General features: G+C 74.6%; 20 protein-coding genes and 1 riboswitch. Of the genes, 4 read left to right on the top strand and 16 right to left on the bottom strand.

Features of this window, described 5'->3' with window-relative positions; all coding sequences use genetic code 11:
* Nucleotides 1-474: a type IV pilin protein gene (locus EDC57_RS04515; protein ID WP_123400632.1), complete on the top strand. Its 474-nt coding sequence runs from the start codon at nt 1-3 to the stop codon at nt 472-474.
* Between the two features lie 3 nt (nt 475-477).
* On the opposite strand, the gene ispH is transcribed toward EDC57_RS04515, so the two are convergent.
* The 6 genes from ispH to EDC57_RS04545 all read right to left on the bottom strand — a co-directional run bounded on the left by ispH (nt 478) and on the right by EDC57_RS04545 (nt 5,684).
* A complete protein-coding gene (gene ispH / locus EDC57_RS04520) occupies nt 478-1,416 on the bottom strand; it encodes a 4-hydroxy-3-methylbut-2-enyl diphosphate reductase (RefSeq protein WP_123400634.1) in 939 nt (312 codons plus the stop codon).
* Nucleotides 1,417-1,472: 56 nt separating this feature from the next.
* Nucleotides 1,473-2,027: a cob(I)yrinic acid a,c-diamide adenosyltransferase gene (locus tag EDC57_RS04525; RefSeq protein WP_123400635.1), complete on the bottom strand. Its 555-nt coding sequence runs from the start codon at nt 2,025-2,027 to the stop codon at nt 1,473-1,475.
* Between the two features lie 51 nt (nt 2,028-2,078).
* Nucleotides 2,079-2,918, bottom strand: coding sequence for an energy transducer TonB (locus EDC57_RS12630; RefSeq protein WP_148051430.1), 840 nt, complete (start codon nt 2,916-2,918; stop codon nt 2,079-2,081).
* Between the two features lie 70 nt (nt 2,919-2,988).
* A riboswitch (cobalamin riboswitch) is annotated at nt 2,989-3,173 on the bottom strand.
* Between the two features lie 49 nt (nt 3,174-3,222).
* Nucleotides 3,223-4,014 carry an ABC transporter ATP-binding protein gene (locus tag EDC57_RS04535; RefSeq protein ID WP_123400637.1) on the bottom strand — a complete coding sequence of 264 codons (792 nt, stop codon included), beginning with the start codon at nt 4,012-4,014 and terminating at the stop codon, nt 3,223-3,225.
* Nucleotides 4,011-4,982, bottom strand: a complete 972-nt coding sequence (locus EDC57_RS04540) for a FecCD family ABC transporter permease (protein ID WP_123400639.1) — start codon at nt 4,980-4,982, stop codon at nt 4,011-4,013. The genes EDC57_RS04535 and EDC57_RS04540 overlap by 4 nt, the downstream gene beginning before the upstream one ends.
* 6 nt (nt 4,983-4,988) lie before the next feature.
* Entirely contained in the window at nt 4,989-5,684 is a 696-nt protein-coding gene (locus EDC57_RS04545; RefSeq protein ID WP_123400641.1) for a histidinol-phosphatase, read from the bottom strand.
* A gap of 120 nt (nt 5,685-5,804) precedes the next feature.
* On the opposite strand from EDC57_RS04545, the gene EDC57_RS04550 reads away from it, so the two are divergent.
* Both EDC57_RS04550 and ptsP read left to right on the top strand, forming a co-directional pair.
* Nucleotides 5,805-6,344 carry an RNA pyrophosphohydrolase gene (locus EDC57_RS04550; RefSeq protein ID WP_211331874.1) on the top strand — a complete coding sequence of 180 codons (540 nt, stop codon included), beginning with the start codon at nt 5,805-5,807 and terminating at the stop codon, nt 6,342-6,344.
* Between the two features lie 6 nt (nt 6,345-6,350).
* Nucleotides 6,351-8,621, top strand: a complete 2,271-nt coding sequence (gene ptsP / locus EDC57_RS04555; RefSeq protein WP_123400645.1) for a phosphoenolpyruvate--protein phosphotransferase — start codon at nt 6,351-6,353, stop codon at nt 8,619-8,621.
* A 539-nt stretch (nt 8,622-9,160) separates the two neighbouring features.
* Here ptsP and EDC57_RS04560 read toward each other — a convergent pair.
* From EDC57_RS04560 to EDC57_RS04585, 6 genes are all read right to left on the bottom strand, one after another.
* Complete coding sequence (locus EDC57_RS04560) at nt 9,161-10,684, bottom strand: fumarate hydratase (RefSeq protein WP_123400647.1); 1,524 nt, start codon at nt 10,682-10,684, stop codon at nt 9,161-9,163.
* A 64-nt stretch (nt 10,685-10,748) separates the two neighbouring features.
* The gene (lpdA, locus tag EDC57_RS04565) at nt 10,749-12,176 is read right to left on the bottom strand and encodes a dihydrolipoyl dehydrogenase (protein ID WP_123400649.1); all 1,428 of its coding nucleotides are present in this window, start codon (nt 12,174-12,176) and stop codon (nt 10,749-10,751) included.
* A 66-nt stretch (nt 12,177-12,242) separates the two neighbouring features.
* The gene (gene odhB, locus EDC57_RS04570) at nt 12,243-13,502 is read right to left on the bottom strand and encodes a 2-oxoglutarate dehydrogenase complex dihydrolipoyllysine-residue succinyltransferase (RefSeq protein ID WP_123400651.1); all 1,260 of its coding nucleotides are present in this window, start codon (nt 13,500-13,502) and stop codon (nt 12,243-12,245) included.
* A 143-nt stretch (nt 13,503-13,645) separates the two neighbouring features.
* The gene (locus tag EDC57_RS04575; protein ID WP_123400653.1) at nt 13,646-16,468 is read right to left on the bottom strand and encodes a 2-oxoglutarate dehydrogenase E1 component; all 2,823 of its coding nucleotides are present in this window, start codon (nt 16,466-16,468) and stop codon (nt 13,646-13,648) included.
* A gap of 165 nt (nt 16,469-16,633) precedes the next feature.
* Nucleotides 16,634-17,275, bottom strand: coding sequence for a DUF47 domain-containing protein (locus EDC57_RS04580; RefSeq protein WP_123400655.1), 642 nt, complete (start codon nt 17,273-17,275; stop codon nt 16,634-16,636).
* Nucleotides 17,272-18,294, bottom strand: coding sequence for an inorganic phosphate transporter (locus EDC57_RS04585; protein WP_123400656.1), 1,023 nt, complete (start codon nt 18,292-18,294; stop codon nt 17,272-17,274). The genes EDC57_RS04580 and EDC57_RS04585 overlap by 4 nt, the downstream gene beginning before the upstream one ends.
* Before the next feature lie 104 nt (nt 18,295-18,398).
* Here EDC57_RS04585 and EDC57_RS04590 point away from each other — a divergent pair, with 104 nt between their 5' ends.
* Nucleotides 18,399-19,601, top strand: coding sequence for an MFS transporter (locus EDC57_RS04590; RefSeq protein WP_123400658.1), 1,203 nt, complete (start codon nt 18,399-18,401; stop codon nt 19,599-19,601).
* 20 nt (nt 19,602-19,621) lie between these two features.
* Here the strand turns inward: EDC57_RS04590 and EDC57_RS04595 are convergent, their stop codons facing one another.
* The 4 genes from EDC57_RS04595 to EDC57_RS04610 all read right to left on the bottom strand — a co-directional run bounded on the left by EDC57_RS04595 (nt 19,622) and on the right by EDC57_RS04610 (nt 24,928).
* On the bottom strand, nt 19,622-21,091 hold the full coding sequence (locus tag EDC57_RS04595; RefSeq protein ID WP_123400660.1) for a DUF5666 domain-containing protein: 1,470 nt from the start codon (nt 21,089-21,091) through the stop codon (nt 19,622-19,624).
* The gene (locus EDC57_RS04600) at nt 21,088-21,945 is read right to left on the bottom strand and encodes a DUF6502 family protein (RefSeq protein WP_123400662.1); all 858 of its coding nucleotides are present in this window, start codon (nt 21,943-21,945) and stop codon (nt 21,088-21,090) included. The genes EDC57_RS04595 and EDC57_RS04600 overlap by 4 nt, the downstream gene beginning before the upstream one ends.
* A gap of 118 nt (nt 21,946-22,063) precedes the next feature.
* Nucleotides 22,064-23,527 carry a DUF5666 domain-containing protein gene (locus tag EDC57_RS04605; RefSeq protein ID WP_123400664.1) on the bottom strand — a complete coding sequence of 488 codons (1,464 nt, stop codon included), beginning with the start codon at nt 23,525-23,527 and terminating at the stop codon, nt 22,064-22,066.
* Nucleotides 23,528-23,719: 192 nt separating this feature from the next.
* The gene (locus EDC57_RS04610) at nt 23,720-24,928 is read right to left on the bottom strand and encodes a YpsA SLOG family protein (RefSeq protein WP_123400665.1); all 1,209 of its coding nucleotides are present in this window, start codon (nt 24,926-24,928) and stop codon (nt 23,720-23,722) included.
* Nucleotides 24,929-24,966: the final 38 nt, after the last annotated feature.

Consider the following 24,966-nt stretch of genomic DNA (forward strand, 5'->3'; position numbering starts at 1 on the left):
ATGGCACGTCGGGCGCGCGGCTTCACGCTGGTGGAGCTCCTGATCGTGGTGGTGATCGTGGCGATCCTCGCCACGGTGGCCATCCCCGCCTACCAGAGCCAGGCGACGCGCTCGCGGCGCGCCACGGCCAAGGCGGCGCTGATGGAATTCGCCACCGTGATGGAGCGCTACTACGCGAAGAACGGCACCTACTGCGGCGCGGGCACCAGCGCCGACGCCGACTGCGGCGCGGGCGGCACCGACATCGGGGCGCCCACCATCTTCGCCACCGAGGCGCCCACCGACGGGACCGCGTACTACGACCTCACCATCGCCGACGTCTCGCCGACCACGTACGTGCTGCGGGCGACGCCGAAGGCGGGCGGCCCCCAGGCCGGCGACGGCTACCTGGAGCTCACCAACACCGGGGTGCGGCGCTGGGACCGCAACGGCGACGGCGACACCGCCGACGCCGACGAGGACAGCTGGGACTGAGACTCACGCCCGCAGCGCCTCCGGCAGCGGGAAGCGCGCCGACTCCTCGACCCCGTCGAGGTCGCGCACGCGGCCGCCGGTCCAGCCACGCAGCCGCGCCACGATCCCCTCCACCAGCACCTCCGGGGCGGAGGCGCCGGCGGTGACGCCGATGCGCCGCACGCCCGCGAGCCATTCCCGGCGCAGGTCGTCGGCGCCGTCCACGAGGTGGGCGGCGGTGCCTGCGCGCTCGGCGATCTCGCGCAGGCGGTTGGAGTTGGAGCTGTTGGGCGAGCCCACCACGAGCACCAGGTCGCAGCGGGCGGCGAGGCGCTTGACCGCGTCCTGGCGGTTCTGGGTCGCGTAGCAGATGTCGTCCTTGCGCGGGCCGCGGATGCGCGGGAAGCGCCGGCGCAGCACCTCGACTACGCGGCGGGTGTCGTCCACCGAGAGGGTCGTCTGGGTGACGTAGGCGAGCTCGTCGGGGTTCGCCACCGCCAGCCGCTCGGCCTCGGCCTCGTTCTGGACCAGGTGGATGGCGCCGCGCCCGCCCTCCGGGCGGTACTGCCCGAGGGTGCCCTCCACCTCGGGGTGGCCGGCATGCCCGATGAGCACCACCTCGCGCCCGGCGCGGGCGTGGCGGGCGACCTCCAGGTGCACCTTGGTCACCAGCGGGCAGGTGGCGTCGAAGACGCGCAGCCCGCGCGCCTCGGCCTCCTCGTGCACCGCGCGCGGCACGCCGTGGGCGCTGAAGATCACCACCGCCCCCGCCGGGACGGCGTCGATCTCCTCGACGAAGACCGCGCCCTTGGCGCGCAGGCCCTCCACCACGAAGCGGTTGTGCACCACCTCGTGGCGGACGTAGACGGGGGGGCCGAAGACCTCGAGGGCCCGCTCCACGATGGCGATGGCCCGGTCGACGCCGGCACAGAAGCCGCGCGGACGGGCCAGCAGGATCTCCATGGTGCGCTCTCCGGTCGGGGCGGATCGATTCTAGCAGAGGCGCCCGAGCGCGTCGCTCAGGTACCCTTGGGCCGCCACAGGACCTCGCCGACGCCGTCCTCGCGGGAGATCACGCGCGCGGCCACGAAGAGCAGGTCGGACAGGCGGTTGAGGTAGCGCAGCAGCACCCCGGGCACCGCCTCGCCCTCGCTGGCGGCCAGCGTCACGAGGCGGCGCTCGGCGCGGCGGCAGACCGCGCGGGCGAGATGGCAGTGGGCGGCCGCGGGCGAGCCCCCGGGCAGGATGAACTCCTTCAGCGGCGGCAGCTCCGCGTTGAGGCGGTCGAGGGCCTCCTCCAGGGCGGCGACGTCGCCGTCGTCCAGGGGCTCGTGCCCGGGCATGGCGAGGGCCCCGCCCAGATCGAAGAGCCGGTGCTGGACCCGGGTCAGGACCTCGCGCAGGGCCTGCGGCAGCGGATGGGCGAGGAGCACGCCGAGCTGGCTGTTGAGCTCGTCCACCGCGCCCATGGCCTCGACCCGCGGCGCATCCTTGGGCACGCGGCGCCGGCCCGCGAGCCCCGTCTCGCCGGTGTCTCCGGTGCGGGTGTAGATCTTCGAGAGGCGGTGTCCCATGGGCGGATCCTCGTTCGGGGCCGGATGCCCGCGGCATTCTGGCACAGCCCCTCAGCCGGTCACCAGGCGGAAGATCACGGGCAGGCGCAGCGTGCCGCCGGCCGCGGCGACGCGCCGCCCGCGAAGCGCGGCAAGGGCCCGCAGGGCCTCGCGGTCGAGGATGCCGTGGCCCGAGGTGCGCGCGATCCGGACCGTGGCGAGCCGTCCCGCCGGATCGAGGCGGACCTCGAGCTCCACCGTGCCCTGCCAGCCGCGCCGGCGCGCGAGCGCCGGATAGCGCAGCCGCGGCCGCAGGAGGGCGAGGAGCGCCTCGCGGGCGGTCGCCGCCCCCGCGGGGGGCGAGGCCGGTGCCGCCCGCGCCCCGGCGGCCGGTGCCGCGGTCGGCGGCGGCGCAGGCCGCGGGGCGGCCGGAGCGCGCTCCGTCGGCGCCTCGGCGGGCAGGGTCGGTGGCGCCGGGGCAGGCCGTGGGGGTGCCACCGCCGGTCGCGCGGCAACCGGGGTGGCGGTGGGCGGGGCCGGCGGCGCCGGTGCCGGCTGCGGCGCTGCGGGCGACGCCGCCAGTCGCGCGGCAGCCGGGGTGGTGGCGGGCGGGGCCGGTGGTGCCGGTGCAGGCCGTGCCCGTGCCGGCGCGGCCGACGGCGGCGGGGGGGCGGACCGTGCCGGGCGGTGCGGGGGCGGCGGGGGCTGCGCCGCCGTGCGTGCCTGGGCCTTCGCCGCGGGCGGGCGCAGGGCGATGCGCAGCGGCTCGGCCCCGGCCGGGCGCGGCGCGGAGGCCCCGGGTGCCAGCAGCAGGCCGGCGCCGTGGATGAGCAGCGAGAGGAGGACGAAGGCGGCGAGGCCGCGTCGTGGGTCCCCTGCGTGTGGGCTGGGGTGGATGACGGTGGCGGCCACGACTTCCTCCCGGGGGCGGAGGCGCGGCATCGGGGCCGCCCACGCCGCCGCCCGCAGCGCGGTGCCTTCGACCCCGGGCCGGTCTCCGGGCTTGCGGGTGGGATCGCTCCCGGGGTCCGCGCCTTCCCAGGCCCGAGGCCCAGTGGCGTCGGTGCGGACCCTTCACCCGCCTACCGTTGCGGGGGCAGCGCCGGACTTGTCCCGCGCGGGACGCACCGGCTTCCCGTTTCACGCCGCGTCGCGGCGCACCCGAGGCCGCGGCCGGGGCAGGGCCCCGGCGCGTGGCGGGATGATGGGCGCAGCCTCAGACCCTGTCAATGGGCCAGCGCGGCCACCAGACGGGCCCGTCGGGGCCGTCGGCGCGGTGCAGGGGATGGCCGTAGAGGCGGGCGAGGCACGCCGTCTCCAGGACCTCCCCCACCGGCCCCGCCGTCCAGGCGCCGTCGCCGTGGAGGAGGAGGGCATGGGTGCAGGCGCGCCAGGCGAGCGCCGGATCGTGCAGCACCATCACCAGCGCCCGCCCGGCGCCCTCGCGGGCCCAGCACACGGTCTCGGCGAGCAGCGCCACCTGCTGGTGCAGGTCCAGGTGGCCGGTGGGCTCGTCCATGAGGGCCACCGCCGGGTCCTGGGCGAGCAGCGTCGCCAAGGCCACGCGCCGGCGCTCGCCGCCGGAGAGGGTGCGCACGTTCCGGCCCTCGAGGCCGGCGAGCCCCACGCGCGCAAGGGCGGCGCGGGCGGCGTCGAGGTCCGCGCCAGTCTCGCCGCGCCACGGGTCCATGTGGGGGTGGCGGCCGAGGAGCACCGTCTCGAGGACGGTGGCGGGAAAGGGGTCGGCATCGTCCTGCGGCAGCAGGCCGAGGCGGCGGGCGATCTCGCGGCGGGGCAGGGCGGCGAGGGGGCGGTCCGCGAGGCGCACCTCCCCGGCCGCGGCCGGGTGGAGGCCGGCCAGGGTGAGGAGCAGCGTCGTCTTGCCCGCGCCGTTGCGGCCGAGCACCGCCCAGCGCTCGCCCGGGCGCAGGTCCAGGTCGAGGCCGCGGCAGGCGGTGCACGCGCCCACGCGCACGGTCAGCCCCCGGGCCTGCAGGAGCGCGCTCACGGCCCGGCCCGCCCCCGCCGCAGCAGAACGAGGAACACCGGCACCCCCACCAGCGCCGTCACCACCCCCACGGGGAGCTGCCGCGGCGCCGCCACGGTACGGGCGAGGGTGTCGGAGAGGGTCAGCAGCGCCGCACCGGCGAGGGCGCAGCCCGGCAGCAGGACGCGGTGGCGGCGCGCCCCCGCGAGGCGCAGCGCATGCGGGACGACGAGGCCGACGAAGCCCACCGTGCCCGCCACCGTGACCGCGGCGGCGGTGGCGACGGAGGCGGCCACGTAGACGGCGGCGCGCAGCATGGGGACCTCGACGCCGAGGGCGGCGGCGGCGCGTTCGCCGCGGGCGAGCAGGTCGAGCTCCCGCGCCCGCAGCACGGCCACCGCCGCCAGCACCGCGAGCACCACCCAGGCCCACGCCGGGGTCCGCGCGGCCGAGAGGTCGCCGAGGAGCCAGAAGACCATCCCGCGCAGGCGGGTGTCGCCGCCGAGGGAGAGCAGGAGGGCGTTGAGGGCGCCCCAGCCGGAGGCCACCACGACCCCGATCAGGAGCAGCCGTTCCGGGCGCAGGAGCCCGCCCTCGCGCGCCAGGAGGAAGACCAGCAGGGTGGAGGCCAGGGCCCCGCCGAGGGCGGCGGGGGCCACCGCCGCCGCGGTCCCCACGAGGAGGGCGGCGAGCGCCCCGGCGGCGGCGCCGCCGGAGACGCCGAGGACGTAGGGGTCGGCGAGGGGGTTGCGCAGCAGCACCTGGAGCAGCGCCCCGGCGAGGGCGAGGAGCGCCCCGGCGAGCGCCGCCGCCAGCGCCCGCGGCAGGCGCAGCTCCAGCACCACCGTGCGCGCGGGCTCGGCGCCCCCGCCGGCGAGGGCGGCGAGGGCGTCGGCGGGGCGCACCGGGGCGGTGCCCGCGAGCAGCGCGGCGGCGAGCGCCCCGAGGCAGAGGAGGGCGAGGATGGCGAGCAGCACGCCCCCGCGCATGGTGCCCTAGGCGGAGGCGGCGAGGGGGTCGGGTCGCGGCTCGGCGCCGGCGCGCAGGGTGATCACGGGCCAGCCGCGCCGGCGCGCCTCGGCGCGCAGGACGGGGTCGGGGTCCACCGCCACCGGGTGCGCCACCCGCCCGAGCAGCGGCAGGTCGTTGTGGGAGTCGGTGTAGAACCAGCTCCCGGCGAGGTCGAGACCGCGCCCCTCGAGCCAGCGGCGCAGCCGCTCCACCTTGCCCTCGCGGAAGCACGGCACTCCGGCGACGCGCCCGGTGAAGCGCCCGTCGCGCTCCTCCGGCTCGGTGGCGAGGAGGTCGTCGACGCCCAGGAGGGCGGCGATGGGCTCGGTGACGAAGCGGTTGGTGGCGGTGATGATGACGGGGTGGTCGCCGCGGGCGCGGTGGCGCTCGACGAGCCGCCGCCCCGCCTCGAGCACGATGGGCCGGATGCGCTCCTCGACGAAGCGGGCGCGCAGGGCCTCGAGCCGGCCGCGGTCGTGCTCGGCGAGCGGACGCAGGGCGAAGCCGAGGAAGGCGAAGATGTCCAAGGTGCCGTTGCGGTAGGCCTCGTAGTAGCGCAGGTTCTCGCGCTCGTAGGCCTCGGCGTCCACCAGCCCCGCCTCGCCGAGGAAGCGGCCCCAGAGGTAGTCGCTGTCGCCCGCGAGCAGGGTGTTGTCGAGGTCGAACAGGGCCAGGCCCACGGTGTGTCCTCCGCGCGTAAGCCGCCGCATTCTAGCAGCCGCGGCGGCCGCCGGTTTGCCCGTGCGGCATCCCGTGTGGAACAATGAGGCCACCTGCCAGCGCCCGAAAGGGTCGTGCAAGTGATTGACGAGCAAGGCTTTCGCCTCAACGTCGGGATGATCCTGGTCAACGCCGAGCGGCGCCTGCTGTGGGCGCGCCGGATCGGGCGGGACGCCTGGCAGTTCCCCCAGGGGGGCATCGCCCCCGGCGAGACGCCCGAGGAGGCCATGTACCGCGAGCTGGGGGAGGAGCTCGGGCTCGGGCCCGCGCACGTGGAGATCCTCGCCTGCAGCCGCGACTGGCTGCGCTACCGGCTGCCGGTGCGCTTCCGGCGCCGCAACAGCCACCCGCCCTGCGTGGGGCAGAAGCAGCGCTGGTTTCTGCTGCGCTTTCGCGGCCACGACGAGGACGTGCGCCTCAACCTCTCGCCCAAGCCGGAGTTCGACCGCTGGCGCTGGGTCGGCTACTGGGAGCCGGTGCGCGAGGTGATCTTCTTCAAGCGCGAGGTCTACCGCCTCGCGCTGCGGGAGTTCGCCCCGCTGCTCTTCCCGGAGGGCGCCGTCCCGGCCGAACCGCGTCGGCGGCGCGGCGCCGGCGCACGCCGGCGCCGGCGGCGCTGAGGGCCCATGCTCGGCGACCTGCGCCGCATCGTCCAGGAGGCCACCACCGCCCGCGATCTCGACGAGGTCCTCGGGGTGATCCTGCGGGGGGTCAGGGAGAACCTCCAGGTGGACGTCTGCTCCGTCTACCTCTGCGACTTCGACCGCAAGGAGCACGTGCTGGTGGCCACCGAGGGGCTCAACCCCGAGGCGGTGGGCCGGGTGCGGCTCGCCTTCGGCGAGGGCCTGGTGGGGCTCGTGGCCTCGCGTGCCGAGCCGGTCAACGTCGAGGACGCGCCCGCGCGGCCGGAGTTCCGCTACGTGCCGGGCAGCGGCGAGGAGCCCTTCCACGCCTTCCTCGGCGTGCCCGTCATCCACCACCGCCGGGTCCTCGGCGTGCTGGTGGTGCAGCATCGGGAGCGGCGCCGCTTCGACGACGACGAGGTCGCCTTCCTCGTGACCCTGGCGGCGCAGGTGGCGATGGCCCTCCACCACGCGGAGCTCACGGGGGAGCTGCGGGGGCGTCGCCTGGGCCGGCCCTGGAGCGGCGGCAGCCTCGTGGTGGAGGGCCTGCCGGGGGCGCCCGGGATCGGCATGGGCACCGCGGTGGAGGTCTACTCGGCGGCGCAGCTCATGACCGTGCCGGACGGCACCGCGGCCGACGCCGAGGCGGAGGAGGCGGCGCTGCGCCGCGCCTTCGCCAGCGTGCGCTCACGCATCACCGGGATGCGCGAGCGGCTGGGTGAGACCCTGCCCGCGGACGCGGCCGCCCTCTTCGACGCCTACTGCATGATGCTGGGCGAGGGGGGGCTCGAGGACGACGCGGTGGCGCGGGTGCGGGCGGGGGCGGCCGCGGCGGCGGCGCTGCGCGACACCGTGCGCGAGCACGCCCGCGTCTTCGAGGCCATGGAGGACGAGTACCTGCGCGAGCGGGCGGCGGACATCCGCGACCTCGGCGCGCGGGTGATGGACGACCTGCTCGCGCGCGAGCGGGCCGGGCGCGTCTGGCCGGAGCGCACGGTGCTGGTGGCGCGCGAGCTCGGCGCCTCGCACCTCGCCGAGGTCCCGCGCGAGCGGCTGGCGGCGGTGGTCTCGGCGACGGGTTCCGGCTCGTCGCACGTGGCGATCCTCGCGCGCGCCCTCGGCATCCCCTGCGTCATGGGCGCCGAGGGTCTGCCCCTGGGCGGACTCGAGGGCGAGGAGGTGATCGTCGACGGCTACCGCGGGCGGGTCTATGTCCGCCCGAGCGAGAGTGTGCGCACGGAGTTCCGCCGCCTCATCCGCCAGGAGGCGCGGCTCGGCAGCGAGCTCGAGGCGCTACGCAACCTGCCCGCCGTGACCCGGGACGGGGTCAGGGTGCCGCTCATGGTCAACACCGGGCTCCTCGCCGACATCGGTCCGTCGCTGCGCTCCGGGGCCGAGGGGGTGGGGCTCTACCGCACGGAGTTCCCCTTCCTCGTGCGCGACCGCTTCCCGGGCGAGGAGGAGCAGTACCGCATCTACCGGCAGGTGCTGGAGGCCTTCGCCCCGCGCCCGGTGGTGGCGCGCACCCTCGACATCGGCGGCGACAAGATCCTCCCCTACTTCGCCATCCAGGAGGCGAACCCCTTTCTCGGCTGGCGCGGGATCCGCGTCGCCCTGGACCACCCGGAGATCTTCCTCACCCAGTTGCGGGCCCTGCTGCGCGCCGACGAGGGGCTCGGCAACCTGCGCATCCTGCTGCCCATGATCACCGACGTGTCCGAGCTCGACCAGGCGGCGCGCCTGCTCGACCAGGCGGTGGCCGAGCTGCGCGAGGAGGGTCATGCGGTGGAGCGGCCCCCGGTGGGGGCGATGATCGAGGTCCCTTCCGCGGTCTATCTCATGCCCGCCATCGCCCGACGCGTCGCCTTCGTCTCGGTGGGGACCAACGACCTCACCCAGTACCTGCTTGCGGTGGACCGCAACAACGCCCGCGTCGCCGGGATGTACGACGGGCTCCACCCCGCGGTGGTGGCGGCGCTGCACGACCTCGTGCGGGCGGCGCGGCGGGCGGGCTGCCCGGTGAGCGTGTGTGGGGAGCTCGCGGGCGATCCCGCGGCGGCGCTCCTGCTCCTGGGCATGGGGGTGGACAGCCTCTCCATGAGTGCGGCCAGCCTGCCGAGGGTCAAGTGGGTGATCCGCAGCTTCGCCCGCGCCGAGGCGGAGGCGCTGCTGGAGGAGGCGATGGCCATGGAGAGTGCCTCCGCCGTGCGCGAGCGCCTCAACGAAGCGCTGGAGGAGCGCGGCCTCGGCGGCCTCGTCCGTCCCGGCGCCTGAGGCGGGCCCCTTTCCGGCCTCCCCCGCTGTCCCCCTCCCGACCTCCCCCGCTTCGCGGGGGAGGGGGAGCGCACTGGGCGCGGCGGGGAGGCGGCCGGGCATCTCCGGCTTCGGGGGCTCGGCGCTGCTGCGGACGGTGGGCGTCTTGGGACCTCCCCCGCTTCGCGGGGGAGGGGGCGTGGAGACGGCATGCGGCCTCACCCCGCGCGACGGGCGGCGCCGGCTTCCCTGACCCCCTCCCCACGCAGTGGGGAGGGCCGGGGAGGGGCCACCCGATTCCAGGCCCCGCTTCCCTAACTCCCTCCCCACGCAGTGGGGAGGGCCGGGGAGGGGCCGCCCGATTCCAGGCCCCGCTTCCCTAACTCCCTCCCCACGCAGTGGGGAGGGCCGGGGAGGGGCTGCCCGATTCCAGGGCCCGCTTCCCCAACTCCCTCCCCACGCAGTGGGGAGGGCCGGGGAGGGGCCACCCGATTCCAGGCCCCGCTTCCCCAACTCCCTCCCCACGCAGTGGGGAGGGTCGGGGAGGGGCTAAGGAGGGGCTACCCGGAGGTCACCGGGATGCCGCCGATGCGCGCCCGCCACTCGCGCGGGCCGCGCTCGTGGATGGATTCGCCGCGGCTGTCCACGGCCACCGTGACCGGCATGTCCACCACCTCGAACTCGCGGATCGCCTCCATGCCGAGGTCCTCGAAGGCGACCACGCGGGCCTTGCGGACGGCCTTGGAGACCAGGTAGGCGGCGCCGCCGACGGCGATGAGATAGACCGCTCCGTGGCGGCGGATGGCCTCGATGGCCTCGGGGCCCCGCTCGGCCTTGCCGATCATGCCCAGCAGCCCGGTGTGGGCGAGCATGAGCTCGGTGAACTTGTCCATGCGGGTGGCGGTGGTGGGGCCGGCCGGGCCCACCACCTCGTCGCCCACCGGGTCCACGGGGCCGACGTAGTAGATGAAGCGGCCGCGGAAGTCGACCCCCTCGGGCAGGGGCTCGCCGCGGGCGATGAGGTCGGCGAGGCGCTTGTGGGCGGCGTCGCGCCCCGTGAGCAGCCGCCCAGTGAGGAGCAGGCGGTCGCCGGGCCGCCACGAGGCCACCTCCTCGGGGGTCACCTTGCCGAGGTCCACGCGCCGCGCCTCGGGGCCGGGCTTCCAGTCGATGCGCGGCCATGCGTCGAGGGGCGGCGGGGTGAGCTCGGCCGGGCCCGAGCCGTCGAGGACGAAGTGGGCGTGGCGGGTGGCGGCGCAGTTGGGGATCATGGCCACCGGCAGCGAGGCGGCGTGGGTGGGGTAGTCGAGGATCTTGACGTCCAGCACCGTGGTCAGGCCGCCGAGGCCCTGGGCGCCGATGCCGAGGGCGTTGACCTTGTCGTAGAGCTCGAGGCGCAGCTCCTCGGCGCGGTTCGACGGCCCCCGCTCGCGCAGGCGGTGGATGTCGATGGGGGCCATCAGCGCCTCCTTGGCGAGCAGCATCGCCTTCTCGGGCGTGCCGCCGATGCCGATGCCCAGCAGCCCCGGCGGGCACCAGCCGGCGCCCATGGCGGGTACGGTGCGCAGGACCCAGTCGACGAGGTCGTCGCTGGGGTTGAGCATGGTGAACTTGGCCTTATTCTCGGAGCCGCCGCCCTTGGCGGCGACGATCACGTCCACCTTGTCCCCCGGCACCACCTGCATGTGGATCACCGCGGGGGTGTTGTCGCGGGTGTTGGTCCGCCGGCCCGCCGGGTCGGCGACGATGGAGGCCCGCAGCGGGTTGTCGGGGTCGGTGTAGGCGCGGCGCACGCCCTCGTTGACCATCTCCTCGACGCTGCGCCGTGCCGCCCAGCGCACCTCCATCCCGATCTTGAGGAAGACCACGGCGATGCCGGTGTCCTGGCAGATGGGGCGGTGCCCCTCGGCGCACATGCGGGAGTTGAGCAGGATCTGCGCCATGGCGTCGCGGGCCGCCGGCGACTGCTCGCGCTCGTAGGCCTCGGCCAGCGCCTGGACGTAGTCCAGCGGGTGGTAGTAGGAGATGAACTGGAAGGCGTCGGCGATGCTCTGGACGAAGTCCTCTTCGCGGATCACGGCCATGGCGGTCCCCTCTCGCGTGTTCGCGCCGCCGGGGCGCGCCGCGCCCCGGCGGCCGGGCTCGGGCTCAGCGCGCGCGGTGGATGGCGCGTCCGTCGACGGCGAGCGCCGCCTCGTGCACCACCTCGGCGAGCGCCGGGTGGGCGTGGATGGTGCGGGCGAGGTCCTCGCTGGAGGCGCCGAACTCCATCGCCACGACGGCCTCGTGGATGAGTTCCGAGACCATCGGGCCGATCATGTGCACGCCGAGGACGCGGTCGGTCTCGGCATGGGCGAGGATCTTCACCATGCCGGCGGTCTGGGCCATGGCGCGGGCGCGGCCGTTGGCGGCGAAGGGGAAGGTGCCGGCGCGGTAGGGGACGCCGGCGGCCTTGAGCTTCTCCTCGGTGCGCCCCACCCAGGCGATCTCGGGCTGGGTGTAGATCACCATGGGGATGGTCTCGCGGTTGACGTGGGCGTGCATGCCCGCGATGCGCTCGGCCACCGCGATCCCCTCCTCGGAGCCCTTGTGGGCAAGCATGGGGCCGCCGCAGACGTCGCCCACGGCCCACACGCCGGGCAGGTTGGTGCGGTTCTCCTCGTCGACGTGGATGAAGCCCGACTCGTCCAGGAGCAGCTCGCACTCCGGGGCGATGAGCCCGTCGGTGTAGGGGCGGCGGCCCACCGCCACCACCAGGCGGTCCACCTTGATCTCGTGATCGCCCTCGGCGTCGCGGTAGGAGACGGTGACGGTCTTCTTGTGCGCCTTGGTGGCGGTGACGCAGGCGCCGAGGTGGATCTCGAGCCCCTGGCGCTTGAAGTGCTTGAGCGCCTCGCGGGCGATCTGCTGATCGGCGGCGTAGAGGAAGGTGTCCTGGGCCTCCAGCAGCACCACCTCGGCGCCGAGGCGGCGCCAGACCGAGCCGAGCTCGAGGCCGATGACGCCGGCGCCGATGATCCCGAGCCGCCCCGGCACCTCCGTGAACTCCAGCGCGCCGGTGCTGTCGACGATGAGCTCGCCGTCCACCGGCGCCGCGGCCAGCTCGATGGGGACCGAGCCGGTGGCGAGGATGATGTTGTCGGCCTCCAGCACCTGGGGCGCGCCGCCCGCGAGGGGGGTGAACTCGACGCGGCGGTTGTCCAGCAGCCGCCCGCTGCCCTGGAGCCAGTGGATGCCGTTGGCCTTGAACAGCATCTTGATGCCGTTGGTGAGGTCGCGCACCACCTGGTCCTTGTGCGCGATCATGGCCGGCACGTCGAGCTCCACGTCGGCGGCGCGGATGCCGCGCGCGGGCAGGCCGTGGAGGAGCTCGTGGTAGCGCTCGGAGGTGTCGAGCAGGGCCTTGGACGGGATGCATCCGACGTTGAGGCAGGTGCCGCCGAGGGCGGGCTCGCCCTGCTTGTTGATCCACTTGTCGATGCAGGCGGTGCGCAGGCCGAGCTGCGCGCAGCGGATGGCGGCGACGTAGCCCCCGGGCCCGGCGCCGATGACGACGACGTCATAGGAATCGGCCATTCCCCTTCTCCCCTGGCATGAGGCGGTACGAAGCGCGCGCCGCCGCGCCGGCGGCCCGCGACGGCGTCAGATCTCCAGCAGCATCCGCGCCGGATCCTCGATGCAGTCCTTGATGGTGACCAGGAACTGCACCGCCTCGCGGCCGTCGATGATGCGGTGATCATAGGACAGCGCCAGGTACATCATCGGCCGGATGACGATCTCGCCGTTCTCCACCACCGGCCGCTCCTGGATCTTGTGCATGCCCAGGATGGCGCTCTGCGGCGGGTTGAGGATCGGCGTCGAGTTGAGCGAGCCGAAGATGCCGCCGTTGGAGATGGAGAAGGTCCCGCCCGTGAGCTCCTCGATGGAGAGCCGGCCGTCCCGGGCCTTGACCGCGAAGTCGGCGATGGTCTTCTCGATCTCGGCGAAGCTGAGCTGGTCGGCGTCGCGGATGATGGGCACCACCAGCCCGCGCGGGCTCGACACCGCCACCCCGATGTCGTAGTAGCCGTGGTAGACGATGTCGGCGCCGTCGATGGAGGCGTTGACCTCGGGGAAGCGCTTGAGCGCCTCCACCGCCGCCTTGACGAAGAAGGACATGAAGCCGAGGCGGATGCCGTGCTCCTTCTCGAAGCGGTCGCGGTAGCGGGCCCGCAGGTCCATGACCGGCTTCATGTTCACCTCGTTGAAGGTGGTGAGGATGGCGGCGGTGTTCTGCGCCTCCTTGAGCCGCTGCGCGATGCGCTGGCGAAGCCGCGTCATGGGGACGCGCCGCTCGGGCCGCTGCCCGGGGCCGCCCACCGCCGGGGCCTCCACCTCCGGGCGGGTCTCGGCGGGTGCCGCCTGCATCACCGAGGAGGCCGCCGCCTGCGGGGCGGCGGGGGCGGCGGCCTTCGCCGCCTCGATGTGGCGCAGGACGTCCTCCTTGAGGATGCGCCCGCCCTTGCCGCTGCCCTGGATCTGCGACGGGTCGAGCCCGTGCTCCTCCACCAGGCGGCGCACCGCGGGGCTCAGGGGCGGGGCGGCGCCGGCCGGTGCCTCCTGGGCGGCGGGCGCCGCCGCCTGCGCCGCGGCCTCCGCGGACGCCGCCGGGGCGGCGGCTGCGCCGTCGGTCTCCACCACCGCCAGCAGCTCGCCCGCCAGCACCGTCTCGCCCTCGCCGCGCACGATCTCGGCGAGGACGCCGTCCTGCGGCGCCGGCACGTCCAGGACGACCTTGTCCGTCTCGATGTCCACCAGGTTCTCGTCGCGCCGGACCGGATCGCCCGGCTTCTTGTGCCAGGCGAGGACGGTGGCGTCGGCCACGGACTCCGGCAGAACGGGGACCTTCACTTCCACGCGCATCGTTGGGGCTTCCTCTCTCTAGCTAGTGGTTGCCGCGCACCGCGCGGGGGCGGCGCGGCGCGCGGCTGGGACGACGTCGAGGCGGCCGGCGGCCTGCGCCTCCCGCCGCCGAGCAGGACCCGCGCACTCCGCGTGCGCCTCCATCACGAGCCGCCGCCGAGGGTGAGGGCCTGGTCGATGAGCGCCCTCTGCTGCTCCACGTGCAGGTTGTAGTAGCCCGGTGCGGGCGAGGCCGACACCGGGCGGCCGGCGTAGAGGAGCTCCTGGCGCTCGCTCTTGCACGCCTGCAGGTGATGGCGGATCTGGTACCAGGCGCCCTGGTTGCGCGGCTCCTCCTGGCACCACACCACCTCGGCGGCGTTGCGGTAGCGGCGCAGCTCGGCCTTGAGCGCCCGGCGCGGGAAGGGATACAGCTGCTCGACGCGGAGGATGGCGATGTCCTCGATCCCGCGCTCGCGCCGCTCCTGCAGCAGCTCGTAGTAGACCTTGCCGGCGCAGAGGACCACGCGCCGCACCTGCGTCGCCTTGAGCTCGTCCACCTCGCCGATGACGAGCTGGAAGCGCCCGTCCGTGAGGTCCTCGAGGGTGGAGGTGGCGAGCTTGTGGCGCAGCAGGCTCTTGGGGGTCATGACCACCAGCGGCTTGCGGCAGTCGCGGCGCATCTGCCGGCGCAGCATGTGGAAGGCCTGGGCCGGGGTGGAGGGCACGCAGACCTGCATGTTGTAGTTGCCGCAGAGCTGGAGGAAGCGCTCGAGGCGGGCCGAGGAGTGCTCCGGGCCCTGCCCCTCCTGGCCGTGGGGCAGGAACAGCACGAGGTGGCACAGCCGTCCCCACTTGACCTCGCCGGAGCTGATGAACTGGTCGATGACCACCTGGGCGCCGTTGGCGAAGTCGCCGAACTGCGCCTCCCAGATCACCAGCGACTCGGGGCTCGCGGTGGCGTAGCCGTACTCGAAGCCCAGCACCGCCTCCTCCGAGAGCAGCGAGTCGATGACCAGGAAGTGCGGCTGGCCCGGGAAGAGGTTGCGCAGCGGGACGTAGGTGGAACCGTCGCGCTGGTTGTGCAGCACCGCGTGGCGGTGGAAGAACGTCCCGCGGCCGCTGTCCTGGCCGGAGATGCGCACCGGGTGGCCGTCGCGCAGCAGCGTCGCGTAGGCGAGCGTCTCGGCGAAGCCCCAGTCGAGGGGCTGGGCGCCGGCGGCCATCTTGCGCCGCTCGCTGAGGATGCGCGCCACCCGCGGGTGCAGCTCGAAGTCCTCGGGGACGTGGGTGAGCCGGTCCATGAGCGGGCGCAGCACCTCCAGCGGCACCCCGGTGTCGGCCTCGTCGGTGTACTCGGCGCCGACGTGGCGCGACCAGTCCACGGCGTAGGGGTTGCGCACGCCGGAGACGATGTTGCGCGCCACCACACGGCCCTCGTCCAGGCACTTGCGGTAGTCGGCGGCGATGCGCTCCGGATCCTCCGGGGCGATCACGCCGTCCTCGATCAGCCGCCGGCTGTAGATCTCGCGCACCGTGGGGTGCTGGCGGATCTTCTTGTACATCATGGGCTGGGTGGCGGCCGGCTCGTCGGCCTCGTTGTGGCCGTGGCGGCGGTAGCAGACCAGGTCCACCACCACGTCGCGGTGGAAGGTCATGCGGTAGTCGACCGCGAGCTCGATGGCGAAGACCACCGCCTCGGGGTCGTCGCCGTTCACGTGCAGGATCGGCGCCTCCACCATCTTGGCCACGTCGGTGCAGTAGAGGCTGGAGCGGGCGTCGAGGGGGTGGCTGGTGGTGAAGCCGATCTGGTTGTTGACGATGACGTGGATGGTGCCGCCGGTGGTGAAGCCGCGGGTGTTGGACATGTTGAGGGTCTCCATGACCACACCCTGGCCGGCGAAGGCGGCGTCGCCGTGGATCGCCACCGGCAGCACCTGGCTGCCGTCGTGGTCGCCGCGGCGCTGCTGGCGGGCGCGCACCGAGCCCTCGATCACGGGGCTGATGATCTCGAGGTGCGAGGGGTTGAAGCCGAGCGCCAGATGGACCGGCCCGCCGGGGGTCTCCACGTCCGAGGAGAAGCCCTGGTGGTACTTGACGTCACCGGCGAGCAGGCGCGAATCGACCTTGCCCTCGAACTCCTCGAACAGCTCCTTCGGCGACTTGCCGAGGATGTTGACCAGCACGTTGAGGCGGCCGCGGTGGGCCATGCCGATGACGATCTCCTTGACGCCGTGGCCGCCGGCGCGCTGGATGAGCTGGTCGAGGAGCGGGATCAGCGACTCGCCCCCCTCCAGCGAGAAGCGCTTCTGGCCCACGTACTTGGCGTGCAGGTAGCGCTCGAGCCCCTCGGCGGCGGTGATGCGCTCGAGGATGCGCCGGCGCAGGCCGGGCTCGTAGCGGGGGCGGGCACGGACGCTCTCGAGGCGCTGCTGGATCCAGCGCTTCTGCTCCGTGCTGTTGAGGTACATGTACTCGGAGCTGAGGTTGCCGCAGTAGGTCTCGCGCAGGATGCGCAGGATCTCGCGCAGCGGCAGCCGGTCCGGCGCGTAGAGGGTGCCGGTGTCGAACTCGGTGTCGAGGTCGGCCTCGGTCAGGCCGTGGTAGGCGAGCGCGAGGTCGGGCACCGGCTTGCGCTCGCGCAGCGCCAGCGGGTCCACGGTGCAGTCCTGGTGGCCGCGGATGCGGTAGGCGTCGATGAGCCGCAGCACCGCCGCCTGCCTCTGCACGATGCTGACCTCGGGGGCGCAGGAGGTCCCGCGGAGGCGTGCGGCGCGGCGCGTGTCGAAGCGGCGGAAGGCCTCGCGCACCGGCGTGTGCGGGGCGTCGCGGGCCACTCCCTCCTGGATGCGGTCGAAGAACCGGCGCCACTCCTCCGGCACCGACTGCGGGTCCTGGAGGTAGCGCTCGTAAAGGTCCTCGATGAAGGGGGCGTTGCTGCCGTAGAGGTGGGAGCTTTCCTGGAAGGCCTTGAGGAGGGCGCTCATCGGCTGTCTGTCCCTTTGACGAGGTGGCCATTAGGCATTGTTATGACATTATAACGAACGAGGCGCAGCGTCCGGAAGCGTCCTCTCGTCGCGCCTGCGGCCCGGCGCCGCCGCGGTCGCCGTCCGCTGCAATTGTAGGCCCTCGGGGCCCTTTGTGCCGCGGGCCTATCCCGACTTGACCACGATGTCCTGGAGCACGTCGGCGGCGTGCTCGAGGCGGTCGGCGGCGTTGGAGAGGTGGCGGTAGAGCTCGCGGCGCTTGAACATGCCGATGTAGTCGTCGCCGCGGAAGAGCTCGGCGAGCGCCCGGCGGTAGACCTCCTCCACCCGACGTTCCGCCTTGCGCGCGCGGTGGGCGAGCAGGCTCGCCTGCCGCGGCGACTCGGGCAGGCGGCGGAAGCCCTCGGCGAGGTGGGCCACACCCTCGTGCAGCAGCCGCGCCATCGCCTGCATGTGGGCGTCGGGGGCGACCTCCAGCGCCTCCATCTCGGCTACCGTGGTCTTGCAGTAGTTGACCACCTGGTCGAGCTGAACCACGGCGCGGTGGATGTCCTCGCGGTCGATGGGGGTGATGAAGGCCTCGGCGAGGGTCTCCAGGTTGCGGACCTTGACGCGGTCGGCCGCGTGCTCGGCCTCGCGCACGCGGCGGCCCTTCTCGGGATCGCCGTCGGCCATGTAGTCCACGAAGAGCTCCAGCGCCCGCAGCGTGACCTCGCACTGCTCCACGAGCAGGGCGAAGAAGTCCGGCGCCTCCGGCAGCAGGCGCCCGAGCAGTCGTCGCAGCAGCCCCTCGCGGTCCGCGCTCACGCGATCCGCCCCGCCACCAGCGCCCCCCCGGCGCCCAGCGCCGCCGCCGCGGGCAGGGTCAGCGCCCAGTTGAGGAGGATGCGCCCGGCCACCGCCCAGCGCACGCGCCGCGGGCGCTCCGAGGCCCCGACGCCGAGGATCGCCGAGGCCACGACGTGGGTGGTGGAGACCGGGAGGCCGCCCGCGGAGCCGGCGAGGATGACCCCGGCGGAGGCGAGCTGGGCGTCGAGGGCGTGCAGCGGGCGCAGCCGGTAGATACCCCAGCCGAGGGTGCGCACGATGCGCCAGCCCCCGGAGAGGATCCCGAGGGTGAGGGCGGCGCTGCAGGCGAGCACGATCCACGGCGTGACCTCGACCCGGGGCGCGGCGCCGGCGGCCGCCAGCGCGAGGGCCAGCACCCCCATGCTCTTCTGGGCGTCGTTGGCGCCGTGGCCGAAGGCGAGGGCGGCGGAGGTGAGGATCTGCAGGGTGCGGACCCGCTCCGCGGTCCGCCGCCGCGCCCCCGCGAGGAGCCGCCGCCCGGTCCGGTGGAGGGCGAAGCCTGCGGTGGCGGCGAGCCACGGCGCGGCGAGCAGCCCGGCGAAGACCTTGACGACTCCCGCGAGCTCGCCGGCGCGCAGCGCCGCGAGCCCCCAGATCACCCGCTGCGGCCCCAGCGCCACGATCACCGCCCCGGCGAGCCCCCCCACGAGGGCGTGGGCCGAGGAGGAGGGCAGCCCCCAGCGCCAGGTGACGAGGTTCCAGGCCGAGGCCGCGGCGACACCCGCCAGGACCACCTGGAGGGCGACGGGCCGGGGCACGCCGGCGAGATCCACGAAGCCGCCCACGGTGTCGGCCACGGCGGTGCCGGCCAGCAGCGGGCCTGCGAGCTCGAAGGCGGCGACGAGGGCGAGGGCGCGGCCGGGCGGGAGCGCCCGCGAGGCGACCACGGCGGAGAGGATGTTGGAGGCGTCGTGGAAGCCGTTGGTGTAGGCGTAGGCGAGCACCAGGGCGACGGCGACGACGAGGAGCGGCTCCATGCCGCCATTGTAGGGCCTGGGGCGCTGGTATACTCGCCGCGGCCGGGGAGGCCGCGCCGCGTGGCGCGGGGGCGGAGCGGGGCGGGAGGAGGAGACGAGATCGGATGCCCGGGGCCACCCTGCGCGCGCTCGCCCATCGCGACTTCCGCCTCTTCTTCGCCGGGCAGGCGGTCTCGCTGGTGGGCACGTGGATGCAGCACGTGGCCCAGGCCTGGCTGGTCTACCGCCTCACGGGGTCGAGCCTGGCCCTGGGGACGGTGGCCTTCCTCGCCAACGTCCCCGTGCTCGTCCTCGGTCTTGCCGGCGGCGTCCTCGCCGACCGCTACCCCCGCCGGCGCCTGCTTCTGATCGCCCACGGCGTGGCCGCGGCGCAGGCGGCGCTGCTCGCGGGGCTGACCCTCGGCGGCCGGGTCGAGGTCTGGCACGTGGCCGCGCTGGCGCTCGCCCTGGGCGTCGTCCACGCCCTGGAGATGCCGACGCGGCAGTCGTTCCTGGCCGATCTCGTGCCGCGCGACGACCTGTCCAACGCCATCGCCCTGAACTCGGCCCTTTTCAGTGCCGCGCGCTTCCTCGGGCCGGCGGCGGCGGGGGTGCTGGTGGCGCGGATGGGCGAGGGGGCGGTCTTTCTGCTCAACGCTCTGAGCTACGCCGCGGTGCTCGTCGCCCTGGCGGCGATCCGGGTGCCCGGCGGGGGCGGCACCGGAAGGGGCAGGCCGGCCCTGGTCGAGGGGCTGCGCTTCGCCTGGCGCGCCGGCCCGATCCGCGCGGCGCTGCTGCTGGTGGCCTCGGTGAGCCTCTTCGGCGTCCCCTACGCGGTGCTGATGCCGGTCTTCGCCGACCAGGTCCTGGGCGGCGGCCCGCAGACCCTGGGGCTGCTGCTGGGGGCGGCCGGGGGCGGTTCGCTGCTCGGCGCCCTGCGCATGGCACGCCGCCGGGGCACGTCCGGCTTCGGGCGGCTCGTGGGGCGGGCGGCGCTCGCCGCGGGGGTGGCGCTGATGGTGCTGTCGCAGGTGCGCAGCACCGCCGTCGCCCTCGCCGTCCTGCCCCTGCTGGGCCTCGGCTTCACCACCGTCGTCGCCGGCAGCAACACCTTCATCCAGCTCCACGTCCCGGACGCGCTGCGCGGCCGCGTGATGGCGCTCTTCTCGGTGACCTTCATCGGCATGACGCCGGTGGGGCATCTGATTGCCGGCGCGGTGGCGGAGGCGGCGGGCGTGCCCGCCACCATCGCCCTCTACGGCGCCGCCTGCGTGCTGGCCGCCGCAGGCTTCGGCCTGATGCTCGCGCGCGGCGGCGGGGCCGCCTGAGGGCGCCTCCGCGCGCGGGCTCAGTCCTCGAGCTCGATCTCATCGGCGGCGATTGCCGCCCCGTCCCAGCAGCCCTTGACCTTGACGAGATCGCCGTCGGCCGCCCGGGCAAGGAGGTCCGGCGGCTCGAAGGCGGTGGCGGCGTCGAAGACCACCTTCACCCCCTCCACGGTGAAGTCGCCGGCGGCGGTTCCCGCCGGGGGCAGCCCCTGGGCCACGCCCTGCAGCTCCACCTCCTCGCCGGCTATGCCGCAGGGCGGCGCCGTGTCCGACTTCTTCTCGATCTCCGTGGCGACGAGGGTGCCGTCCTCCAGGCGGCGGGCGGAGAGCTTGACGTAGTCCCCGTCCGCCGGGCCGCCCTCGAGCTCGGTGAGGTCGTCGGCCTCCACCGTGAGGGCGCCGCCGAAGAAGGTCACCGGCCCGGCCGCGGGGTCGCCCGCCAGGGTGGCCTCGATCCGGATCCGGGTCTCCTTGAACTCCACCTTGTCCGCGGTGACGGTGGTGCCGTCGGCGCCCACCACGCCCTCCACCTCGACGCGGGCGTTGGGGACGAGGTCGGCGGCGGTGCCGTGCTCGAAGGCGGTGCCGGTGGCGACGACGACGCGGTTGCCGGTGTGCAGGGTGAAGGCGTCGGGCAGGCCGTCGGCGTCGCTGTCCTCGGTGGCGGTGACGAAGCCCTCGATCTCGGCGTCGTCGTCGGGGTCGGCCGTGACCGGGTCCTCCAGGGCCACCGCGGTCGCGGTGACGGCGGTGTAGGGCGGTCCGGCCCCGTCCACCGTGCCCTTCACCTCCACCGTGTCGCCCACCGCGATCACGGGGGCGGCGGGGGGCAGGTGGACCGTGAGGCCGCCGAGGGTGATGGTGCCGGACCCGGTCGCCGTGACCCGCCCGGTGACCTCCACGTCCTCCGCCGGGTCGAAGTGGTCGTCGAGGATGCGCACGTAGGTGGCGAGCACGGGGCCGCTGGCGCTGAGCAGGCCGCTGATCTCCACCCGCTGGCCCGGCGCGAGATCGGCCGCGGAGGCGGTGTGGAAGGGGTCGCCCGGACCGTTGTCCCGGTAGACGAAGACGTTGGCGTCGAGGACGACGGTCTGTCCCAGCACGGTGATCACGCCGTTGCCCGGCGCCCCCTCCAGCGGGCCCTCGATCAGGCGGTCGAAGCGGACCTCGAGCGCCTTGCCGGAGGTCGCGGTCTCGATGTCGCCGTCGACGGTGACCACCATGCCCTCCTTGAGGCGGGCCTTGACCACGGCGTCGCCCTTGCCCACCGACTGGCCCTCCACGAAGACCTCGGCCTCCGGGGTCTGGAAGGTCACGCCGTTCACCTTCACGCTGCCGATGAGCAGGATCGGCCCGAAGGAGATGCCGGTGCCCCCGATGCCGCCGCCGCCGAGGAGGAGGGCGGCGCCGCCCCCGCCTCCGCAGGAGGTGAGGACGCCCAGGGCCGCGGCGGCCGTGATCATGCGTGCGATGCGGTGCAGCCTGCTCATCTCGGGTCGTCCTCCGTCTCCCTGTCCGCCACCGGGCTCGTGGCGTAGTCCTCCTCGAAGTAGTAGATGCCCACGCCGGCGACCTTGCGCCCCGTGCCCTCGGCGTGGGGGTTGACGTCGCGGTCGTGGGCGGCGAGCCACTGGTCCAGCTCCTCGAGCACCCCCTGCCCGCGCTCCTCCACCAGCGCGCGCAGCTTCGGCAGCACCTCCGCGGGCAGGTTGTCGTAGAGGACCTTGCGCTGGAAGCGCGTCGCCGGCGGCTCGTGCCGCAGGTTGTGGTCGATGGTGGCGATGAGGAGGGCGACGTCGGTGCCCAGGATGCCGAGCTTGTCCACCTCGCCGGTGCGCGGCACGTAGGCCTTGGTGAGGAGGCGCACGGCGCCGTCGGCGGTGCGCTCCACGGCGCCGACGCGGACGAGCTCGTCGAGGATGGCGCGGGGCGGGATGTCGCCGCTGTAGCGGCGCACCAGCGCGCTGAAGCTCGCGCCCTCGCCGTCGAAGGGCAGCACCGCCGGGCGGCCGGTCTCGTCGGCGAAGCGGTGGTCGCGCACCCAGCCGGCGATGACGCGGGCGGCGCGGTTGTAGCGCTTCTCGGTCTCGTCGCTGCGCGGTCCCGGCAGCCGCTGGATGCGCAGCACCTCCTTGCGCGTCAGGCCCGTGATCACGGAGATGCGCGAGTTGGTCTGCTTGCGTCCGGGGATGCCGAACTCCTTCGCCGCCACGTCCACGAAGACCCACTTGGCGAGCTCGGCGAACTCCTTGAAGGAGACGCCGTTGCGCAGCAGGATCCTGACCAGCGGCCTGAGCAGCCGCAGGACGGCGTCGGAGATGGCCTCGCGGACGTCGTTGCTCATGATTGGGACCTTAGTCCCAAATTAACAAAAGTCAACATGTTTTGTGGCAATCATCGGATCGGCTGGCAGGCCGCGGCCCGCCCCCGCGCCGGGGGCGGGCCGCGCCGGGGTCGCCCGGTCAGTCGTCGAACTCCACCTTGCGGGCGGTGAGCACGCCGCCGTCGTAGCTGCCCTTCACCTTCACCGACTGGAGGCCGGTGCCGTTCGTCAGGCGGGCGAAGAACCCGGCGCGGGTCAGCACCACGTCGTCCTCGGCCTCGAACGTCGCGTTGGTGGTGTCCACCTGGACCCCGAGGAGCTCGAAGACGGGATCGGCGATGCCCTGCGCGAGGCTCGCGGGGGCGCGGAGCTCCCAGTCGTCGGGATCGAACCCGTCCTCGGGCTCCGCCCGCACAGCGCTGACGGCCGAGCCGGTCCAGCGGCCGCGCACCTCGTAGGCCTGCCCGTCGGTCAGGGTGTCCCCGGTGACGGCGATGCCCATGATGGCCCCGCCCTGGGCCACGCCCGTCAGGCGCACGCCGCCCTTGAACTTCACCTTGTGCGCGACGAGGACGCCGCCCGCCGAGAGCTGGCCCTCCACCTCCACCCTGACGCCGTCGGCGAGGTCGGCGGCGGTGCCGTCGACGAACCGCACGTTGCCGCTCGCGTCCACCGGCTGGCCCGCGACCTCGAAGTCGGAGGGGCCGGCGAAGTCGGTCACGAAGCCCTCGATCTCCACCTCGTCGGCGTCCACGTCCCCCAGCCCCTCCATGGCGGGCTCCACCTTGGTGGCGTGGAGGACGCCCGAGCCGTCGATGCAGTCGGTGACGTCGCCGATGCCGTCGTCGGCGCGGGCCTCGGGGTCGCACTTGACCTCGACGAAGGTCCCCGACCACGGGTGGGGCGGCATGCCGTCGTCCACCACGGCCTCGCGGTAGTCCACGGTCTGGGTGCCCACCTGGAACGTGGCGCCGTCGTCGGGATCGGCGGTGACGGTCGCCCTGAGCTCGAGCTTGCGCTTGCCCTGGGCCGTGGCGAACGCCGCGAGGTCCGGCGCTTTGCACTCGACGTAGGTGGCCTCCACCTCGCCGGCGGCGTTGCGGTGGCCGCTCACCTCCACGACGTTGCCGTCGGCGAGCGCGGCGAGCCCGCTGCCGGTGCCGGTGCAGCGGCCGGTGTCGTGGAAGACGGTCCCGTCCGGCGAGGTGTGCACGGTCTGGCCGAGGACGGCGAAGGTCCCGGCCGCGGGGTCCAGTCCGCTCACGGGGCCCTTGAGCTCGTCGTCGAAGACGACCCGGGTGGCGACCGCGTTGCCGCTGTCGTCCATGGTGCCCTCCACGGTGACCACCATGCCCACCCGCAGCGCCTCGTGCCCGCTCGGGTTGTCGTCCACCTCAATGGCGGCGCCGCTGTCGTCCCAGTGCACGCCGTTGACCCAGATGCTGCCGAGCTGGGTGATCACGCCCTGGCTCGCCACCGTGGTCGGGGTGCCGCCGTCGGCGCTGCCGCCGCCTCCGCCGCAGGCGGCGAGCAGGGCCGCCGAGGCGGCGACGGCGGTCCAGGTCCCGGCCCGCCGGATGTGCCGCTGCATGTGCTTCTTCATGGTCCCGTCCTCCTCGTCACGGGTAGGGCGCCGCCCTGTGGCGCCTTTGTTTGGGAATATAGTCCCAAAACCATCCTTGTCAAGACCGGCCATGCCGGACCGCCCCGGGGGCGTTCCGGGGCCGTCCCGGCGCCGGGGCGGAAGCGGGAAACGCGGCTCCCCGCCCGTGCCGGCGGGGCCGGGGCGGCAGGGTCAGGCGTCGGGATCGAGGAGGAGCCGGCGCAGGAAGGCGGCGGCCTCGGCGCCGATGCCGGGGCTTTGGGTCTCGCGGGGCCCGGCGACGTTGAGGCTGCCCACGCCGTGGGCGGTGAGCCAGCGGCGCACGGCGGCGGGGTCCGGCACCGCCGCGAGGTCGATGCAGAGGCAGGGGCGGCCGTGCCGCTCGGCGAGCTCGCGCGTCAGGCGCGTGCCGCCGGCGAGTGGGCCGCGGTGCAGGATCAGGGTGGCGTCGCTGTCGCGCACGTTCCACGCCGTGCGCTGGGCGTAGTCCGCCGACGGCGTCTCGCGCAGCGGGTAGCGCGCGGGGATGGGGCCGTCCTCGGCGCGGCGCCCGGCGGGGCACCAGCCGCCCGCCGGCAGGCCCAGCGCCAGGGCCACATCCAGGGCGGCGCGGTCGACACCGCTCTGCCCGCCCGAGACGATGCGCCGAAGCAGAGGCGCCCCCGGGGGGACGCGCTCGATGCCGGTCTCGACGGCGCCGTCGGGGCCGAGCCGGAGCCAGCGGTAGCCGGGCAGGCCGGGCTCGGGCCGCGGGTCGCGGGTGCGGGGGCGGAACTGCACGCTCACCGCCGGGGTGGCGAGGATGCGGATGCCTGCGAGCCGGGCCTCGAAGGGCTGATGGACGTGGCCGCACACCAGGGCGCGGGCGCGCCCGTCGAGGGCGAGCCGTCCGAGGAGATTGCGCCCGCCGGCGAGCCCCATGGCGTCGATCCACGGGCTGCCCACGGGCAGGGGCTGGTGGTGGGTGGCGACGAGGAGGTGGACGCGGGCCGGCCAGCCGGCGAGGAGCCGCTCCAGCCGGCGCGCCTCGCGCCGGTGCCAGCGGCCGCCGTCGCGGCCGGCGACGCGGCCGTCCAGGGGGAGCACGCGCCAGCGCCCGCCCGCCCACGGCGCGCCGGCGCCGGCGCCGAACACCCGGGCGAGCCGCCCCGGGTGGTCGTGGTTGCCGGGGAGCGCGCGCAGCGGGGCGCCGAGCCGGTCCAGCTCGCGGCGCAGCAGGCGATAGCCCGCCTCGGTCTCGTCGTGCACGAGGTCGCCGGTGGCCAGCACGAGGGCGGGCTCGGGGTGCCAGGCGCAGGCGTGGGTCACCACCGCACGCAGGCGGGCGCGGGGGTCGACGCCCTTGAGGCGCGCGGCGGGATCGGCGAAGAGATGGGTGTCGGTGAGCTGCAGGATCTTCACGGGGCGCTATGGTAGGGGCAGATGCAGGCGGGCGCGAG

Origin of the sequence: Inmirania thermothiophila (assembly GCF_003751635.1) — a bacterium.
Taxonomy (GTDB): Bacteria; Pseudomonadota; Gammaproteobacteria; order DSM-100275; family DSM-100275; genus Inmirania; species Inmirania thermothiophila.

What these genes read in the sequence shown, in the direction of transcription:
- EDC57_RS04515 (WP_123400632.1), top strand. Translation starts at nt 1, where the DNA reads ATGGCACGTCGGGCGCGCGGCTTCACGCTGGTGGAGCTCCTGATCGTG.
- ispH (WP_123400634.1), bottom strand. Translation starts at nt 1,416, where the DNA reads ATGGAGATCCTGCTGGCCCGTCCGCGCGGCTTCTGTGCCGGCGTCGAC.
- EDC57_RS04525 (WP_123400635.1), bottom strand. Translation starts at nt 2,027, where the DNA reads ATGGGACACCGCCTCTCGAAGATCTACACCCGCACCGGAGACACCGGC.
- EDC57_RS04540 (WP_123400639.1), bottom strand. Translation starts at nt 4,982, where the DNA reads ATGCGCGGGGGCGTGCTGCTCGCCATCCTCGCCCTCCTCTGCCTCGGG.
- ptsP (WP_123400645.1), top strand. Translation starts at nt 6,351, where the DNA reads ATGCTCGGCGACCTGCGCCGCATCGTCCAGGAGGCCACCACCGCCCGC.
- EDC57_RS04560 (WP_123400647.1), bottom strand. Translation starts at nt 10,684, where the DNA reads ATGGCCGTGATCCGCGAAGAGGACTTCGTCCAGAGCATCGCCGACGCC.
- lpdA (WP_123400649.1), bottom strand. Translation starts at nt 12,176, where the DNA reads ATGGCCGATTCCTATGACGTCGTCGTCATCGGCGCCGGGCCCGGGGGC.
- odhB (WP_123400651.1), bottom strand. Translation starts at nt 13,502, where the DNA reads ATGCGCGTGGAAGTGAAGGTCCCCGTTCTGCCGGAGTCCGTGGCCGAC.
- EDC57_RS04575 (WP_123400653.1), bottom strand. Translation starts at nt 16,468, where the DNA reads ATGAGCGCCCTCCTCAAGGCCTTCCAGGAAAGCTCCCACCTCTACGGC.
- EDC57_RS04585 (WP_123400656.1), bottom strand. Translation starts at nt 18,294, where the DNA reads ATGGAGCCGCTCCTCGTCGTCGCCGTCGCCCTGGTGCTCGCCTACGCC.
- EDC57_RS04590 (WP_123400658.1), top strand. Translation starts at nt 18,399, where the DNA reads ATGCCCGGGGCCACCCTGCGCGCGCTCGCCCATCGCGACTTCCGCCTC.
- EDC57_RS04595 (WP_123400660.1), bottom strand. Translation starts at nt 21,091, where the DNA reads ATGAGCAGGCTGCACCGCATCGCACGCATGATCACGGCCGCCGCGGCC.
- EDC57_RS04600 (WP_123400662.1), bottom strand. Translation starts at nt 21,945, where the DNA reads ATGAGCAACGACGTCCGCGAGGCCATCTCCGACGCCGTCCTGCGGCTG.
- EDC57_RS04605 (WP_123400664.1), bottom strand. Translation starts at nt 23,527, where the DNA reads ATGAAGAAGCACATGCAGCGGCACATCCGGCGGGCCGGGACCTGGACC.